Source organism: Tumebacillus lacus, assembly GCF_026410385.1.
In the GTDB taxonomy this organism is placed as follows: domain Bacteria; phylum Bacillota; class Bacilli; order Tumebacillales; family Tumebacillaceae; genus Tumebacillus; species Tumebacillus lacus.
Map to the genome: position 1 here is coordinate 66,893 of NZ_JAPMLT010000007.1, position 16,121 is coordinate 83,013.

At 56.7% G+C, this 16,121-nt stretch carries 18 protein-coding genes; 17 read left to right on the forward strand and 1 reads right to left on the reverse strand.

Annotated elements, in window-relative coordinates; all coding sequences use genetic code 11:
• The first annotated feature begins 98 nt into the window (after positions 1-98).
• From yqfC to glyS, 15 genes are all read left to right on the forward strand, one after another.
• On the forward strand, positions 99-380 hold the full coding sequence (gene yqfC, locus OS242_RS12720; RefSeq protein ID WP_267152074.1) for a sporulation protein YqfC: 282 nt from the start codon (positions 99-101) through the stop codon (positions 378-380).
• A 19-nt stretch (positions 381-399) separates the two neighbouring features.
• The gene (gene yqfD, locus OS242_RS12725; RefSeq protein WP_267152075.1) at positions 400-1,626 is read left to right on the forward strand and encodes a sporulation protein YqfD; all 1,227 of its coding nucleotides are present in this window, start codon (positions 400-402) and stop codon (positions 1,624-1,626) included.
• Positions 1,627-1,695: 69 nt separating this feature from the next.
• Entirely contained in the window at positions 1,696-2,655 is a 960-nt protein-coding gene (locus OS242_RS12730) for a PhoH family protein (RefSeq protein ID WP_267152076.1), read from the forward strand.
• Between the two features lie 44 nt (positions 2,656-2,699).
• Positions 2,700-4,799: an HD family phosphohydrolase gene (locus OS242_RS12735; protein WP_267152077.1), complete on the forward strand. Its 2,100-nt coding sequence runs from the start codon at positions 2,700-2,702 to the stop codon at positions 4,797-4,799.
• Positions 4,800-4,833: 34 nt separating this feature from the next.
• Positions 4,834-5,340: an rRNA maturation RNase YbeY gene (gene ybeY, locus OS242_RS12740; RefSeq protein WP_267152078.1), complete on the forward strand. Its 507-nt coding sequence runs from the start codon at positions 4,834-4,836 to the stop codon at positions 5,338-5,340.
• Between the two features lie 16 nt (positions 5,341-5,356).
• The gene (locus OS242_RS12745; RefSeq protein WP_323372943.1) at positions 5,357-5,848 is read left to right on the forward strand and encodes a diacylglycerol kinase; all 492 of its coding nucleotides are present in this window, start codon (positions 5,357-5,359) and stop codon (positions 5,846-5,848) included.
• Between the two features lie 7 nt (positions 5,849-5,855).
• Positions 5,856-6,254, forward strand: coding sequence for a cytidine deaminase (locus OS242_RS12750; protein ID WP_267152079.1), 399 nt, complete (start codon positions 5,856-5,858; stop codon positions 6,252-6,254).
• Entirely contained in the window at positions 6,251-7,156 is a 906-nt protein-coding gene (gene era, locus OS242_RS12755; RefSeq protein WP_267152080.1) for a GTPase Era, read from the forward strand. The genes OS242_RS12750 and era overlap by 4 nt, the downstream gene beginning before the upstream one ends.
• Positions 7,157-7,280: 124 nt before the next feature.
• Positions 7,281-7,433, forward strand: coding sequence for a YqzL family protein (locus OS242_RS12760; protein ID WP_267152081.1), 153 nt, complete (start codon positions 7,281-7,283; stop codon positions 7,431-7,433).
• 36 nt (positions 7,434-7,469) lie between these two features.
• On the forward strand, positions 7,470-8,225 hold the full coding sequence (gene recO, locus OS242_RS12765) for a DNA repair protein RecO (RefSeq protein ID WP_267152082.1): 756 nt from the start codon (positions 7,470-7,472) through the stop codon (positions 8,223-8,225).
• A gap of 12 nt (positions 8,226-8,237) precedes the next feature.
• Positions 8,238-8,795 carry a DUF4342 domain-containing protein gene (locus OS242_RS12770; RefSeq protein ID WP_267152083.1) on the forward strand — a complete coding sequence of 186 codons (558 nt, stop codon included), beginning with the start codon at positions 8,238-8,240 and terminating at the stop codon, positions 8,793-8,795.
• A 232-nt stretch (positions 8,796-9,027) separates the two neighbouring features.
• Positions 9,028-9,561 (forward strand): hypothetical protein, encoded by a 534-nt coding sequence (locus tag OS242_RS12775; protein ID WP_267152084.1) that lies wholly within the window; start codon positions 9,028-9,030, stop codon positions 9,559-9,561.
• A gap of 18 nt (positions 9,562-9,579) precedes the next feature.
• Positions 9,580-10,275 (forward strand): hypothetical protein, encoded by a 696-nt coding sequence (locus OS242_RS12780; protein WP_267152085.1) that lies wholly within the window; start codon positions 9,580-9,582, stop codon positions 10,273-10,275.
• A 355-nt stretch (positions 10,276-10,630) separates the two neighbouring features.
• Positions 10,631-11,521, forward strand: coding sequence for a glycine--tRNA ligase subunit alpha (gene glyQ, locus OS242_RS12785; protein ID WP_267152214.1), 891 nt, complete (start codon positions 10,631-10,633; stop codon positions 11,519-11,521).
• Positions 11,522-11,524: 3 nt separating this feature from the next.
• A complete protein-coding gene (glyS, locus tag OS242_RS12790; RefSeq protein ID WP_267152086.1) occupies positions 11,525-13,630 on the forward strand; it encodes a glycine--tRNA ligase subunit beta in 2,106 nt (701 codons plus the stop codon).
• 61 nt (positions 13,631-13,691) lie between these two features.
• Here glyS and OS242_RS12795 read toward each other — a convergent pair whose 3' ends face one another.
• A complete protein-coding gene (locus OS242_RS12795; protein WP_267152087.1) occupies positions 13,692-14,111 on the reverse strand; it encodes an EamA family transporter in 420 nt (139 codons plus the stop codon).
• A gap of 161 nt (positions 14,112-14,272) precedes the next feature.
• Between OS242_RS12795 and OS242_RS12800 the strand changes: the two genes are divergently transcribed.
• Together OS242_RS12800 and OS242_RS12805 are read left to right on the forward strand one after the other, a co-directional pair.
• Entirely contained in the window at positions 14,273-14,923 is a 651-nt protein-coding gene (locus OS242_RS12800) for a helix-turn-helix transcriptional regulator (protein WP_323372945.1), read from the forward strand.
• Between the two features lie 41 nt (positions 14,924-14,964).
• A complete protein-coding gene (locus OS242_RS12805; RefSeq protein ID WP_267152088.1) occupies positions 14,965-15,777 on the forward strand; it encodes a pyruvate, water dikinase regulatory protein in 813 nt (270 codons plus the stop codon).
• Positions 15,778-16,121: the final 344 nt, after the last annotated feature.

Here is a 16,121-nt window from a genome sequence, read left to right on the forward strand (position 1 = left end):
GAGAGACACCCTCTGTCTAACGGCGGGGGTGGACTCTCCTTTTTTGTTCTCTCAGGGGCGTCCCGAGCATATGTACATAGAAAAGGAGGGTGACGTCTGTGCGTGCTTCTTGGCGTCAACGCGTGAAGAAAATGGCGGCCGATATGCTCGATGTGCCGAAGGACTCCATCTTGGATGTGCCGCGCATCACCCTCATCGGCGGTCTGCAACTGTATGTGGAGAACTACCGGGGCGTCATGGAGTTTCGCGACGACCTGCTGCGGCTCGCTTTGAGCCAAGGCGAGCTGCATGTCTACGGCAAAAGTCTGGTGGTCAAATCGATCTTTCCCGCCGAAGTGGTGATCGAAGGCAACATCAGCGGCATCAAATACCTCGAATAGATCGATAGGGGGATCTGTCATGTTGGGAAGGTGGTTCGTTGATTTTTGGAAAGGAACGGTCGTCGTCACGATGCGCGGCGACCGTGTGCCGGAACTGCTGAACGCAGCGACCGGTCAGGGCATTCCGATCTGGGAGATCTCCCGTCTGAAAAACGGAGACTACCGGATGATGATCAACCGGCACGACATTCACCGCCTGCGTCCCTTGATGCGGCGGTCGCAGATCAAACTGCGCCTTGGTCGAAAGATCGGCGTGCCGTTCCTGCTCTGGCGGGCGTGGCGGCGCAAATTTTTCCTGGCCGGCGCGCTGACGTTTCTCGTCTCGCTCTACATGCTCTCCTCGGTCATCTGGTCGGTCGAGGTGGAGGGAGCGGAGAAACGTCTCTCCCCGGAGTCGGTCGAGCAGGCGGCCGCTGAGATCGGCATCAAGAAGTGGGCGTGGATCGGCCATCTGCCGGACACCGACGAACTGCAGAGCAAACTGCAGGACAAACTCCCGCAGATCACCTTTGCCGGCGTGCAGATCCAGGGCACCAAGGTGAAAATACAGGTCGTGGAGAAAGTCGAAGGCGTCACCCCGCAGCCGACCGCACCCCAGCACATCGTGGCGACGAAAAAAGGCACCGTACGCGACTATGCTGTGCACCGGGGCAAGATCACCGTCGCGCGCGGCGAATTGGTACAACCCGGGCAAGTCCTGATCTCCGGTACGCTTGCGGAAGGCAAAAGCTCCGTCCATGCCACCGGCGAAGTCTGGGCGGCCGTCTACTATCCGAGCAAAGTGGTGATGCCGCTGACGACGACCCGCAAAGAACTGACGGGCGAGACGGTCGAAAAACATTTCCTGACCTTCTGGGGCAAACCGATCCAGATCTGGGGCTACGGCAAGATCCCGTACGCAGAGTTTGAGGAAGAAGCGGAGGACAAGGTGCTGAAAATTCGCGACTTTGTCTTCCCGATTCAATATCGGCATACTGTATACCGGGAAGTGGAAATTGAAAAAATGACATGGACTGAGGAGCAAGCCACCGAGCAGGCCAAAGAGCTGGCGAAGGCCGACGCATTGAGCAAAGCGGGCCAGGATGCGAAGGTTGAAGAGCAAATTCTTTTGCGGAGCCAAACAAAAGATGGTAAGTTAGAGGTAGAGATCGTCAATCGGGTATTGGAGAATATATCCAAACCGGTGCCGTTCACGCCGGGTCCGCCCGCCGATCCCGATCCAAACGCTACCAAACCGGCTCCATAAGCCGTTTTCAGTTCCGTTTTTTTAAAATGACTCACACAGCCACCTGTCGCAAAGGAGTGGGATCCAGCATTGGACCAACAGAAGCGAATCACACTGCAAGATAACCACGAGGCGTCGCAACTCTTCGGGCCGCACGACACGCACCTGAAGCAGATCGAAAGCGAGTTTCCGAACACGAAAATTCACTGCCGGGGTGTCGACATCACGATCACCGGCAGCGAGGAGGACCTCTCCGTCCTGGACAGTCTGTTCTCCGTGCTCCTCAAACTGATTCGCAAAGGGCAGTCGCCAAAAGAGCGCGACGTCGCCTACGCGATCAAACTCGCTCGTGACAACTCGGCGGAGCAGTTGCTCGAACTGTACAGCGAAGAGATCGCCGTGACCTACAAAGGCAAGCCGATCCGCATCAAAACGCTCGGACAGCGGGACTACATTCGCTCGATCAAAAAGCGCGACATCGTCTTTGGCGTCGGGCCGGCGGGCACAGGTAAAACGTACCTCGCCGTGGTGATGGCGGTCACAGCTCTGAAAAAGGGCGAAGTGAAAAAGATCGTGCTGACCCGCCCTGCTGTCGAGGCCGGTGAAAACCTCGGCTTCCTGCCAGGCGACCTGCAGGAAAAGGTCGATCCGTATCTGCGCCCGCTCTATGACGCGCTGTACGACGTGCTGGGTCTGGAGACCACCAACAAATATCTGGAGCGCGGCACCATCGAGGTCGCGCCGCTCGCTTACATGAGGGGGCGAACGCTGGAGGATTCGTTCGTGATCCTCGACGAGGCGCAGAACACCACTCCGGAACAGATGAAGATGTTCTTGACGCGGCTTGGTTTTGGGTCGAAAATGGTCGTCACCGGGGACGTCACCCAGATCGACTTGCCGCGCGGCAAACAGTCCGGTCTGAACGAAGCGGTGCGCGTGCTCAAACGAGTCGAGGACATCGCGTTCAACTTCCTGAGCGAGCAGGACGTCGTACGTCACCATCTCGTGCAAAAGATCATCCAGGCTTACACTGAGGAAGCCGAAGCTTAAGTTACAGCCCGACTGGGAGAGGCTGTTGAAGGAGTCGAACCACGATGAGGAGCAATCTGCTGAAACATCTGCGACAGATTACCCTAAGTCCGGAACTGCGCAAAAGCCGTTCCTTGCGAGCTACGATCTACGTCGTCATCACCGCGCTCCTCTATCTGCTCTTTCTCGGCAATGTGTTGCCTGAGCGATACGACTACGAGGTCGGCGCGATCGCGGAAAAGTCGATCAAAGCGCCGACCGATGCGGTCGACACTTTGGCGACGAATCGTCTGCGCGAAAATGCGCGCAAAAACGTGCCGCGCCAGTTTAACAAAGACACCGAAGTGGAGGAGCGGGCCTACGCCGACGTCAACAAGCTCTTGGAGACGGTCAGGCGTTTTGGCGCAGACCCGGCTCTCTCCGCCGAGGACAAGCTCGCTTCGATCAAGCGGGAAGTGCCGAACCTCGCGCTCAGCGACGAACAACTGAAAAAGTTGCTCGCCGTGCCGGTCGACACTCTGCCGTTGCTGCGCAACGAAGCGACCCGTCTGATCCAACAGGTCTACGTCGAAGAGATTACCGACGCGACGATCCCGGCCATCGACACCAAACTGGATGCGATGCTGGGCTTTTCCGCACTCGACCGCGACAGCCGTCTGCTCGTCAAGGAGATGGTCAAGCCGCTGATCCGGCCGAACATGATCTACGACTACGAACAGACGGAGAAAAAGCGCAACGAAGAGGCGGCGGCGATCCCTGCCGTGCAGATCAACAAAGGCGAGATCATCGTCAAGCAAGGGGAGCGGATCGACGAAGACACGCTGTCGAAGCTCAAAGATTTGAAACTGACCGCGCAGGACCCGAACTACCGGATGTATGTCGGCTTTGCCGCCTTGATCACGTTCTGGTCGCTGGTGCTGTGTCTGTATCTCGAACTGACCGGCTCGAAGGTGGGATCGAACAACCTGCTCCTGCTCTGCCTTGGCATCATCATCATCATCGTCGCGCTCTCGACCAAGACGCTGTCGCTGGCCGAGCCGCTCGGCTTTGCCAACATCGGCTATCTGGCGCCGGTGGCGATGGGCACGATGCTGATCGCCATCCTGTTCGACACGCAGCTCGGCATCGTCATGGCGTTTCTGTTTGCGCTGCTGACGGGGGCGGCGTTCGATTTCAAATTTGACCTGATCTTCATCTCGTTCATCTCCGGGCTGACCGGCGTGTTCGCCGTCTCCCAGGTCAAGAGCCGCCTTGTGATCATGCGCGCCGGCTTTATCATCGCAGGTGTCAATCTGCTGACCATCGCGGCGATGCAGGCGCTGTCGTCGTCCACAGGCGGCGAACTGAGCTCGTATCTGCAATCGTTCCTGTTCGGGATCATCGGCGGCGTGTTCTCCGCCGTCGTCACCATCGGCGTGCTGCCGTTCCTCGAGAGCTCGTTTGGCATCCTGACGCCGATCTCGCTGCTTGAACTGTCCAACCCGAACCATCCTCTTTTGAAAAAGCTCCTGATGGAAGCGCCGGGCACTTACCACCATTCGCTGATCGTCGGCAATCTCGCCGAAGCGGCAGCGGAGACGGTCGAGGCCGATCCCTTGATCTGCCGTGTCGGTGCGTTCTTCCACGACGTCGGGAAAATGAAGCGCCCGATGTTCTTCATCGAAAACCAGATGTCCAAAGAGAACCCGCACGACAAGATCGCACCGAGTCTCTCGCACCTGATCATCACGTCGCACGTGCGCGACGGCCTGGAGATGCAGGAGGAGTACCGTCTGCCCAAGGCGATCCGCGACATATGCGAGCAGCATCACGGCACGACGATCCTCTGGTACTTCTACAACAAAGCGCTGGAGCAGGACAAGAGCAATTCGGTCAAAGTCGACGACTTCCGCTATGCGGGTCCGAAACCGCAGACCAAGGAAGCGGCGATCGTCATGCTCTGCGACGCGGTGGAAGCGGCCGTGCGGGCGATGAACCGCCCGACGCCCAACCGCATCGAATCGGTGATTCAAAAGATCTTCAAGGATCGCTTGAACGACGGTCAGCTCGACGAGTGCGACCTGACGTTCAAAGACCTCGACAAAATCGCCGAAGCGTTTTTGCGTACGCTCAACGGGATCTATCACGCACGCATCGAATACCCGGAGCCTCCTAAAGCAAACTAACACAGAATCCCGTTGCCAAAAGGAGACATGAGTCATGTCCGAAGCAAACATCCAAGTCGAGATCCTCGACGAACTGGGCGAGTCGTTTTCGTTTGATGTCGCCGACCTGCTGACCCGCGCGCTGATCGCCGCGGCCCGCCACGAAGAGATCGAGGCGGGCGAAGTGGTCGTCTCGCTGGTCGACGACGAGCGCATCCAAGAGCTCAACCGCACCTATCGCGACAAAGACCAGCCGACCGACGTGCTGTCGTTCGCCATGCAGGAAGAAGGCGAAGACGAGCCGGAGATCTTCTTTGAAACGGAGGAGGAAGCGGCGGAGATGGACCGCGTCGACATGCTCGGCGACATCATCATCTCCGTGCCGACCGCTCGCCGCCAAGCGGGAGAGTACGGGCACGGCCTCGAACGCGAGCTGGCCTTTCTCGCCGTCCACGGTTTCCTGCATCTGATCGGCTACGATCACATGACGGAAGCGGACGAAAAAGAGATGTTCGGCCGCCAAGAGGAGATTTTGGTCGCGATGGGGTTGACCCGCGACTAGGGGGGACTGGCCTCTCATGCGCAGTTTGAAACAGCCCAAATTTACCAAAAGCGTCTCGTACGCAGTCGAAGGGATGACGCACGCGCTGACCACGCAGCGCAACATGCGGATTCATTTTGCGGCCGCCTTTGCCGCGATGGTTCTGACTTTGCTCCTCGATGTGAGCAAAGTCGAGATCGTGCTCATCTTCTTCGCCATCATCTGGGTCATCGCCGCCGAATTGTTCAACACCGCCATCGAGGCGGTCGTCGACCTGGTGACTGACGATTATCATCCGCTTGCCAAGATCGCCAAAGACACGGCGGCCGCCGCTGTGCTCATCGCGGCGGTGCATGCGGTGATCGTCGGTTTTTTTGTCTTCTTCGATAAATTGCTCCCGCTGCGGGTCCGCGACTGGTCGAGCACCGGGGAGATGGCACTGTACGTCGCCACGATCCCGTTTGGCATTCTCGTCTTGCTGCTGATCTCTTGGCGGGCCTATGTCCGAGTCAAACGAAATGGAAGGTGATCCTTCAATGGAAATTCGTGAGTTGATCGAGCATTCGCGTCAAGCGCGGGAGAGAGCCTATGTGCCCTATTCCAAATTTGCGGTCGGTGCGGCCGTCGAGCTCGCAGACGGCGAGATCGTCAAAGGCTGCAACATCGAAAACGCCGCCTATCCGTTGTGCCTGTGCGCGGAACGCACCGCCATCTTTAAAGCGGTGTCAGAAGGGAAGACTGAGATCAAACGGATCGCCGTCATCGCGGATACGGCGGGACCTGTCTCGCCGTGCGGCTCCTGCCGCCAAGTGATGGCCGAGTTCTGCCGTCCGGACACTCCGGTCTTCCTCGCCAACCTCAAAGGTGTCTACCAGGAGACCAGCGTCGGCGAACTGTTGCCATTTTCTTTTACTAAGGAGGATTTACAAGGTTGAGCAAAACACACTCCGGATTCGTCGCGATCGTCGGACGACCAAACGTAGGCAAGTCCACCTTGATGAACCACATGATCGGCCAGAAGGTCGCGATCATGTCGGATAAACCGCAAACTACGCGCAACCGGATTCACGGTGTCGTCACCGACGAAGCGCAAGGCAAACAGATCATCTTCATGGATACACCCGGCATACATAAACCGAAACACCGCCTTGGCGAGCACATGGTCAAGATCGCTACGCAGACCTTGCGCGAGGTGGAGGCTGTGCTGTTCCTCGTCGATGCGACGATGCCCAAGGGCGCCGGTGACGAGTACATCATCGAGATCTTGAAAAACGTCAAAGACACGCCTGTCTATCTGATCATCAACAAAATCGATCTGATCGAAAAACAACAGCTGCTGGAGATCATCTCCTCCTACAAAGACGCCTATGAATTTGCGGAGATCGTACCGATCTCGGCCAAGGTCGGCGAAAACGTGTCCCGCCTCAAAGACTTGATCTTCAACCTGCTGCCGGAAGGGCCGTTCTACTATCCGCCCGATCAGGTCACCGATCATCCGGAGCGATTTATCGTCGCCGAATTGATTCGTGAAAAAGTGCTCCATTTGACGCGCGAGGAAATTCCGCACTCGGTCGCTGTCGAAGTGGAGCAGATGCAGTTGAAAGAAGAGAAAAACATGTTGATCATCCATGCGGCGATCTACACGGAACGCGATTCGCAAAAAGCGATCATCATCGGCAAGCAAGGCTCCCTACTGAAGAAGGTCGGACAGCTCGCCCGCTATGACATTGAGCGCCTGATGGGCTCGAAAGTCTATCTCGAACTGTGGGTCAAAGTCAAAGAGGATTGGCGCAACCGGGACCATCTGCTGCGCAACTTTGGCTTTACGGAAGAGTAAGCCATTCACCCGTTTCACGCACGTTTTCTGCCTTTATTTCCATAGTATAGGGCAAGGAGCCTTGGCGAACATTAGAGTTACGATGTTGGCTTCACCCTCACTTTGGAACGAAAGGATGAGCTGCATGAGAGATTTTTCGTGGCGCTACTTCGAGCGTACAGGTGAGATTGACGCCTATTTGCTCTACAAGGAGCATCAAACCGTCTGCGGGGGCATAGAGCTGATCGAGGAAGGAGAAGGCTTGGAGACTGAGCAGGGCGCTCCTTCTGAAGGATAAGGGTTTCTTGTTTGCAGCGTGAAAGAGGTTCTGTTCATGAACAAAGTCGAAGCGATCGTCTTACGCACGGTCGACTATGGTGAAACTCATAAAATCCTCACATTATATTCCGCACAGATGGGCAAGATCGCAGCCCTCGCCCGTGGCGCAAAGAAGCCGAGGAGCGACTTGGCGGCGGTCTGCCAACCCTTTACATACGGCACGTTTCTGCTCTATATCGGCGAGCGGCAGGGCATGGGCACGATCTCGCAGGCGGAGGTGCTCGACTCGTTTCGGGCGATTCGCGAGGATCTTTTTAAAGCGGCCTATGCCTCGTATGTAGCGGAGTTGACAGACCGGTTCTGTGCGGACCGCGAGCCTTCCCCGAGCCTGTTTCTCTTGCTTCAAACGGTGTTGCACTATCTGACCGATGAGGACAAGGACCCGGAGGTGCTGGTGCGGCTCTATGAGACGAAGATGCTGGATCTGGCGGGGATTCGCCCGGAACTCTATCATTGCGCTCATTGTTTTCGTCCGGTGGAAACGAGCATCCGCTTCTCGATCCTGCACGGCGGACCGCTCTGCGGTGCTTGTCACCAGTCGGACGAGCGGGCTGTCTGGATGAAGCCTGTCACGTTAAAGTTGATGCAGACCTTTCAGGGCATGGACGTGCGACGGCTCGGACAGACGCGGGTCGGCGATGACGTTAAACGGCAGCTGAACAAGATCTTGCGCCAATATCTGGACGAGTACAGCGGCGTGCAGTTCCGTTCCCGAGGGTTTCTCGATCAGCTTCACAAATACGAAATCTAGGGAGGACCCCTCATGGCAGAGACGACGATGCTGGAAAAAGTGGACATCTTGCGCAGCCGTTGCCGCATCTCTTACCGGGACGCCTACGAGACGCTGGAGCGAAACGGCGGCAACGTGATCCGCGCCCTGATCGAACTGGAAGACCGCGAACACGCGGCCAAGCCGAACGTGCTGAACGCGTTGCCGCATCTGCCGGGCAAGGTGGAAGAGCGGATCACCGTGATGGGGCACGAACTGATGGACAAGCTCCAAGAGATCGTAAAGACCGGTCAGAACACGAAGATCCGCGTGATGCGCGACGGACGCACCGTGTTCAAAGTGCCGACTGCGGTCGGTGCTGTCGGCGCGCTGTTGTTCCCCGCCGTCACCGTCGTCGCCACCGCCGCCGCGATGGCCTCCCGCTATGAGATCGTGCTTGACAAACGTCCGCAGAATCAACAAACGGAGGACAGCGACACCGGCCATGACCCGGTGCTCGTCAACGTCCACACCGAGACGTTCGACCCGCTCGACAACGGCCACCGCCAGATCAACCCGTCGATTTCGTCGGGGAAGGTCGGTTCCGTATAAGCATTCAAAAAGACCCTGTCAGAGATTTCTGACGGGGTCTTTTTATGTATTTCAAGAACAAGGATCAGGAAAAATGTCCTGTGTTGAGTGTTGTAAAACAGTATCGTTTTGTGACTATAATACTGATTGTAGTAAATATAGATAAATTACTATTGCTTGTCTTTTGTTTATGATTATATAATCTGAGTGTGATCCAAATACAACAACACTTATTTTTAGGAGGTACTAACGAATGAAAAAAACCATCCTCAGCTTGGCACTCCTGGCAGCGTTCACGATGAGCAGCAACACCCTGATCCAAACGGCAAAAGCGGACAACCCGTTTGGCAACACGTACAAATGGTCGACCAACGAATCGATCACGACCAAAGCAACGCCGACCACTGACCCGAACGTTACGCGCTGGGTCGGCACCACCTGGCCGTTCGACGATGTTCATTACACGACCGAGATCTTTGGCAATCAGTCCCCGACTTACAGCAACAAATGGTACCTCCAGCACTTCCATGCGTATTCGGTCCAATCGTCCACCTGCGGCGACAGATGGGGCTTGTCCTCGGTTGAAATCATTGACGCTGGCGGCACTCCGATCTACGGCGTAAATGGCGGCGACCGTGTGATCGGCGAACACGTAGGTGTCAACAAAGAAGCATGGGTCACCAAAGGAAACAACAAAGTCACCTTCTACCTCTACCACGAGATGAAGAGATGTGACGGCGGCACCGGCGAATATTACGAGGGCAAGCGCTGGCGCTCGAACTTCTAAGGATAGGCAGGGGTCATGATGAAAAAGAAATCTATGATGTTGCTGAGCATGTCCCCCTTGGTGCTGGCCTCGATGATGTATGTCGGGTGGGCGTCTGTCAACTCGCCAGACACGGTCACGACCCCGGCACCGTCTGAGCAAGCGACGACCGCACAGCCAAAGCAGGCGGCGACCTTTGCGGAGCCGATGCCATACGCGGACACGACGGTGTTGGTGGAAGAGGAGGTCAAAGGCGAGCGGGTGGTCACCCGGTATGAAATCGCGGCCGACGGTTCCTGGCGTCAAGAGATCATGGAACATTATGATCCGTCCGGCGTGGGTCTGGTCACAGCTTGGGACAACTCCAAAAAGTACAGCTATGATCCGACCACCAATCGCCTGATCATCGCCGATCCTCCCAAAACGACTTCGAGATTTATGCCGAACCAGATTCTTTCGCAGGCGTATCCCTTGAACATCAAGAACAGCGCCGGCAAAGCGGCGAAAGTGGAGCAGGAAGGCGATCTCGACGTGTACACCGTGGGCAAAGAGCGATACAAGATCGACACCAAAGACGGCTTCATCAAGCAAATCGACCTTCTCGACGAATACGGTGCGATCGTGGGCCACGTCACCGTCAAGGATGTCAAACCGATGAAGCATGACAAGTCGCGGTTTCAGATCGATCCTGCAGGCAAGATCGTAGAGCATGTGCACGACCCGTCAAAGGGATAACAGACAATGCCAAAGGGGATACCTTCAGATGAGGGTATCCCCCTTGACTTTGCCCTGCACGATTTGCTATGATGATCCTCAAATTCCATATGATCGCGTTGAAGGAAAGAAAGTACCCGAGAGAGACCGATAACAGCGACCCAGGGACGGTGTGAGCCTGGGATTGGCGCTTGGCGAAACAGGCATTCCGGAGCGATCGTGAGTGAAAGAGGCGGGAACGTGCATCAAAAAGGCGTTCCAAACAGGGTGGAACCGCGGGAGCAACAGCTCTCGTCCTTGTGCAATTTATTTGCGCACAGGACGAGAGCTTTTTTGATTTCGAATTGCCCAAAAAGGAGTCGAAGAAAAGATGAAGATGAATTTCCAGAACATGATCCTCACGTTGCAACAGTTCTGGGCTGAACAGGGCTGCTTGCTCGTTCAACCGTACGACGTGGAGAAAGGGGCCGGCACGATGAACCCGATGACGTTCATCCGCGTGCTCGGTCCGAACGATTGGAAGATCGCGTATGTGGAGCCGTCCCGTCGCCCGGCAGACGGTCGCTACGGCGAAAACCCGAACCGCCTGTACCAGCATCACCAGTTCCAAGTTATTCTCAAACCGAGCCCGGAAAACGTGCAGGAGCTCTATCTGGAGTCGCTCAAGCGTCTTGGCATCGATCCGCGCGACCACGACATCCGCTTCGTCGAGGACAACTGGGAAAATCCGTCCTTCGGCGCATGGGGCCTCGGCTGGGAAGTGTGGCTGGACGGCATGGAGATCACCCAGTTCACCTACTTCCAGCAGGTCGGCTCGCTCGACGTCCGCCCGACCGCTGTCGAGATCACGTACGGCATGGAGCGTCTCGCTTCCTACATTCAGGACAAAGAGAACGTGTTTGACCTCGAATGGACAGATGGCGTGACATACGGCGACGTGTTCAAGCGCAACGAGTACGAGCAATCCAAATACACGTTCGAAGTGTCCGACACGGCGATGCTGTTCGACCTGTACAACAAATACGAAGCGGAAGCACGCCGCACCATCGACCAAGGGCTGGTCATGCCGGCTGTCGACTACGTGCTGAAATGCTCGCACACCTTCAACCTGCTCGACGCGCGCGGTGCGATCTCCGTCACCGAGCGCACCGGTTACATCGGCCGCGTCCGCACATTGGCCCGCCTCTGCGCACAGGCGTACGTGAAGCAGTTTGAAGTCACGGAGCCGTCCGCAGAAACAGATGCAGCAGCGAAGGAGGAGCAGTAAGCCATGACCACCACCCGTGATTTTCTTCTTGAGATCGGGACCGAGGAGATCCCGGCCCGTTTTCTCCCTGATGTACTTGCTCAGATGGAATCTAAGTTTGCCGCTTGGATGGAGGAGATGCGCCTGACCTACACCTCGCTGAAATCCTACGCCACCCCGCGCCGCATGGCGTTGCTCGTGCAAGGCCTGCAGACGAACCAAGCGGACCTTGAAGAAGAGATGAAAGGCCCGGCGAAAAAAGCAGCGCAGGACGCGGAAGGCAACTGGACGAAAGCGGCGGAAGGGTTTGCCCGCGGTCAAGGCGTCTCCACCGCCGACCTGTTCTTCAAAGAGCTGAACGGCGTTCCGTACGTCTTTGCAAACAAAAAGACGGTCGGCCGCGCCACCCAAGACCTGCTGGAACAGGGCCTCGAAAAATGGATCACCTCTATGCACTTCCCGAAGCATATGCGTTGGGGCACCCATGACCTGTGGTTCGTCCGCCCGATCCGCTGGCTGGTCGCGCTGTTTGGCGATGACGTGATCCCGCTGTCGATCACCGGCGTGGAAAGCGGATGCGCGACGTACGGTCACCGCTTCCTCAGCAACACCGACTATCAACACGAAAACGGTGCATACACGATCCCGTCGCCGACCGCCTATATCGAAACGCTGCGAAACGCTTTCGTCCTCGTCGACCAAGACGAGCGCCGCGAACTGATCCTCAAGCAGATCGACGCGCTGGCACAGGCGCACAACGCCAACGTCGAGATCGACGAAGACCTGCTCGAAGAAGTCGTGCACCTCGTCGAGTGGCCGACCGCGCTGATGGGCTCGTTTGAAGAAGAGTTCCTCGACGTGCCGCAAGAAGTCCTGATCACCTCGATGCGCGAACACCAACGCTATTTCCCGGTGCTCGACAAAGCAGGCAAGCTGCTGCCGAACTTCGTCACCGTCCGCAACGGAGACGACCGCTCGCTGGACGTCGTCCGCCGCGGCAACGAGAAAGTGCTCCGTGCCCGTCTGTCTGACGCCCGTTTCTTCTATGAAGAAGACAAAAAGACGCCGATCTCCGAGAACTTGAAAAAGCTCGAAACGGTCGTCTACCACGAAGACCTCGGCACCGTCGCGGAAAAAGTCCGCCGCGTCCGTTCGCTGGCAGGCAAGCTCGGTCAAAAGCTGGTGCTGACCGACGCCGAACAAGCGACCCTCGACCGCGCAGCCGAGATCGCCAAGTTTGACCTGACCACGCAGATGGTCTATGAATTCACCGAGCTGCAAGGCATCATGGGTGAAAAATACGCCAAGCTGCACGGCGAGAGCGAAGCGGTCGCCAAAGCGATCTTCGAACACTATCTGCCGCGCAACGCAGGCGACATCCTTCCGGCCACCTTGCCGGGCACGGTGCTCTCCATCGCCGAGAAGGTCGACACCATCGTCGCTTCTTTTGCGATCGGCCTGAAAGTATCCGGTTCGCAAGATCCGTACGGCCTGCGTCGTCAAGCGGCTGCCGTCGTCACCAACCTGCTCCACCACAACCTGAGCCTGAACCTCGGCGATCTGGTCGACCTTGCCCTCGAAGGCATCGCGGCACAAGGCGTGGGCAAAGTCGCTCCGGAGCAAGTGAAGCAAGACGTGCTCGACTTCTTCACCCTGCGCCTCGAGACGCTCTTGCAAGAGCAGAACGTCCGCTACGACGTGATCAACGCCGTTCTCGCCGTCGCAAAAGGCGACGTGCTGGCGACGGTCGGCCGTGCCAAAGCGATGATGAACGCGCTGACCGACGAACGATTCCTGCCGGCTGTCGAGTCGTTCAAACGTTCGAACAACCTCGCGAAAAAAGCGGAAGGCACTGCCGTCTCGGAAGAATACCTCCAAGACGACGCGGAAAAAGCGCTGTACAAGCGCGTCCGTGCGGTCGAAGAAGCGGTCCAGCCGCTCCTGTCTTCCCGCGACTACGACGCGATCCTGAACGAGCTGTTCGGCCTGAAAGCGGACATCGACGGGTTCTTCGATAAAGTGATGGTCATGGCGGAAGACGAAAACGTCCGCCGCAACCGTCTGAATCTGCTGAACGCAGTCATCCACAATGTAAGACTCGTGGCCGACTTCGGCGAGATCGTCGCGTAATACAAAACAAATCCGCACACCAAAAAAGCCGTGCCCTCGTGGAGAGGACACGGCTTTTTTCTTATGCCCGGACGATCAAGATCGACCCGAACACGATCAACAAGACGCCGGCGATGATCCCGAACGAGATCTTTTCCTTCAAAAAGATCGCGGCCAGCAAGATCGTGAACACGATGCTCAGCCGGTCAATCGGCGCGACTTTGCTGGCCGGGGCCAGTTTTAACGCGCCGAAGTAAAACATCCAGGACGCCGCTCCGGCCAGACCTGAGATGAAGATGTACATCAGGGGCTTCAACTCGATCTGTTTAATCTGCCCAATCGTGCCTTGGAACGTGATAAACGCAATCGTTGCGCCGGCCATCACCACGGCGCGCACGGCGGTGGCGACGTTGCTGTCGACGTTTTGCACCCCGATCTTGCCGAGGATGGCGACGAGGGAAGCAAAGACGGCGGAGAGCAAGGCATACATCAACCAGCCCATCCTGCTCACGACTCCTTTCTGCGCGGACATCTGTGTCTTGTTGGTATGCCCAAGGAAAAGGAAATTCAAGCAAAAGCGTGGCGGGAAGCTGTATCCTGTTATATAGTATATACTATATCATTGCTGACACAGTGTAGTATGGCACATTGATGGCATAGAAGGTGGTGGGCACCATCGAACTGACGAAACGACAAGGGCAGATCCTGGAGATCGTGCGAACGGAAGGTCCGATCACCGGCGAACAGATCGCCGATCAACTCGGTCTGACCCGCGCCACGCTGCGCCCGGACCTGGCGATCCTGACGATGGCGGGCTTTTTGGAAGCGCGCCCGCGCGTCGGCTATTTTTACGCCGGAAAAAAGAACGGCCAGATCTTCGGCGAGCAGTTGCGAAAGATGCTGATCAAAGAACACAAAGCCGTGCCGATCGTCATCGCCGAGAACACGTCGGTGTACGATGCGATCGTCACGATGTTTATGGAAGACGTGGGCACGATCTTCGTCGTCAAAGACCACGGCATTCTGGCCGGGGTCGTCTCGCGCAAAGACCTGCTCAAAGTCGCCATCGGCAAGCAAGACACGCATGAAGTTCCCGTCTCGCTGACGATGACGCGGATGCCGAACATCGTCACCCTGACCGGCGACGAGACCGTCTATGACGGCGCGAAGAAATTGATCGACTACCAGATCGACTCGATCCCGGTGGTCAAGCCGCTCGACGACAGCGGGCGCACCCTCGAAGTGATCGGACGCTTCACCAAGACGACCATCGCCAAGATCTTCGTCGAACTGGGTGAAAACAAAGAAGTGTAAATGGCTCTCTTGTGTAATCAGCTCGCTTAGGAGGCGGTCGTATGTCACAACCGATTGTATATGTTATTTCCGACTCGGTCGGCGAAACGGCAGAGTTTGTCGTTCGCGCCGTCGCGAGCCAGTTTAACGGCGGCCGGGTGGAGATCCGCCGAGTCGGCTACGTCGATGATCAAGAGCAGATCAAAGAGGTCGTGCAGGCGGCCAAGGAAACGAACGCCGTCGTGGCGTTCACGCTGGTGCTGCCGGAGATGCGCGATTACCTGATGGACTACGCGGTGATGAACGGCGTCGTCGCCGTCGATATCCTCGGTCCGATGATCGACGCGTTTTCGAAGGTGAACAACCAGACCCCGAAAAACCGTCCGGGCCTTGTGCATCAGCTCGATGACGAGTATTTCCGCCGTGTGGAGGCAATTGAGTTTGCCGTCAAATATGACGACGGCAAAGACCCGCGCGGCCTGCTGCGTGCCGACGTCGTGCTGATCGGTGTCTCCCGCACTTCGAAGACACCGCTCTCGATGTTTCTCGCCCACAAGCGGTTCAAGGCGGCGAACGTGCCGCTCGTTCCGGAGGTCGAACCGCCGGAAGAGCTGTTCGAGATCAACCCGCGCAAAGTGATCGGCCTGACGATCTCGCCGGATGAGCTCAACCTGATCCGCACGGAGCGGCTCAAAGCGCTCGGCCTCGGCTCTCAGGCCAACTACGCGCAGCACGAGCGGATCAAACTGGAACTGGACTATGCGGAAAAGATCATGAGCAAGATCGGCTGCCCGGTGATCAACGTCTCCAACAAAGCGGTGGAAGAGACCGCTTCGATCATCATGGACGTGATCAAACGCGGCGGTCGCGGCTGACAGCCGTAAATCGAGCGGCTATAACATAAAAATCCCGTCCTCTGCGACGGGATTTTTTCATGTTGTGTGAACATTTCGTGTCAGAATGGGAAAGTCATCGCTTCAGGAAGGATTTTTTGCGAAATAAAGCGTACATATTAAAGAAAGCTGGAACAGGTTTCTCTTGACAAAACGTCAAAAATGCTGTAATGATGTGGAATATTTTTGAATGGGCACGTCTATACTAGGGACGTATTTTGGAGAAAAGATTTTTGTCGAATCTTGTCTAATCTCTTGGAGAAACAAGCAGGAATCTAGTTCCTATCGTAGAATATTTATCACCTGTGCAAGGTGCGATTTCGGGA

Coding starts and splice junctions, on each gene's coding strand:
- yqfD (WP_267152075.1), top strand. CDS start 400: ATGTTGGGAAGGTGGTTCGTTGATTTTTGGAAAGGAACGGTCGTCGTC.
- OS242_RS12735 (WP_267152077.1), top strand. CDS start 2,700: ATGAGGAGCAATCTGCTGAAACATCTGCGACAGATTACCCTAAGTCCG.
- ybeY (WP_267152078.1), top strand. CDS start 4,834: ATGTCCGAAGCAAACATCCAAGTCGAGATCCTCGACGAACTGGGCGAG.
- OS242_RS12745 (WP_323372943.1), top strand. CDS start 5,357: ATGCGCAGTTTGAAACAGCCCAAATTTACCAAAAGCGTCTCGTACGCA.
- OS242_RS12750 (WP_267152079.1), top strand. CDS start 5,856: ATGGAAATTCGTGAGTTGATCGAGCATTCGCGTCAAGCGCGGGAGAGA.
- OS242_RS12760 (WP_267152081.1), top strand. CDS start 7,281: ATGAGAGATTTTTCGTGGCGCTACTTCGAGCGTACAGGTGAGATTGAC.
- recO (WP_267152082.1), top strand. CDS start 7,470: ATGAACAAAGTCGAAGCGATCGTCTTACGCACGGTCGACTATGGTGAA.
- OS242_RS12770 (WP_267152083.1), top strand. CDS start 8,238: ATGGCAGAGACGACGATGCTGGAAAAAGTGGACATCTTGCGCAGCCGT.
- OS242_RS12775 (WP_267152084.1), top strand. CDS start 9,028: ATGAAAAAAACCATCCTCAGCTTGGCACTCCTGGCAGCGTTCACGATG.
- OS242_RS12780 (WP_267152085.1), top strand. CDS start 9,580: ATGAAAAAGAAATCTATGATGTTGCTGAGCATGTCCCCCTTGGTGCTG.
- glyQ (WP_267152214.1), top strand. CDS start 10,631: ATGAATTTCCAGAACATGATCCTCACGTTGCAACAGTTCTGGGCTGAA.
- glyS (WP_267152086.1), top strand. CDS start 11,525: ATGACCACCACCCGTGATTTTCTTCTTGAGATCGGGACCGAGGAGATC.
- OS242_RS12795 (WP_267152087.1), bottom strand. CDS start 14,111: ATGGGCTGGTTGATGTATGCCTTGCTCTCCGCCGTCTTTGCTTCCCTC.
- OS242_RS12805 (WP_267152088.1), top strand. CDS start 14,965: ATGTCACAACCGATTGTATATGTTATTTCCGACTCGGTCGGCGAAACG.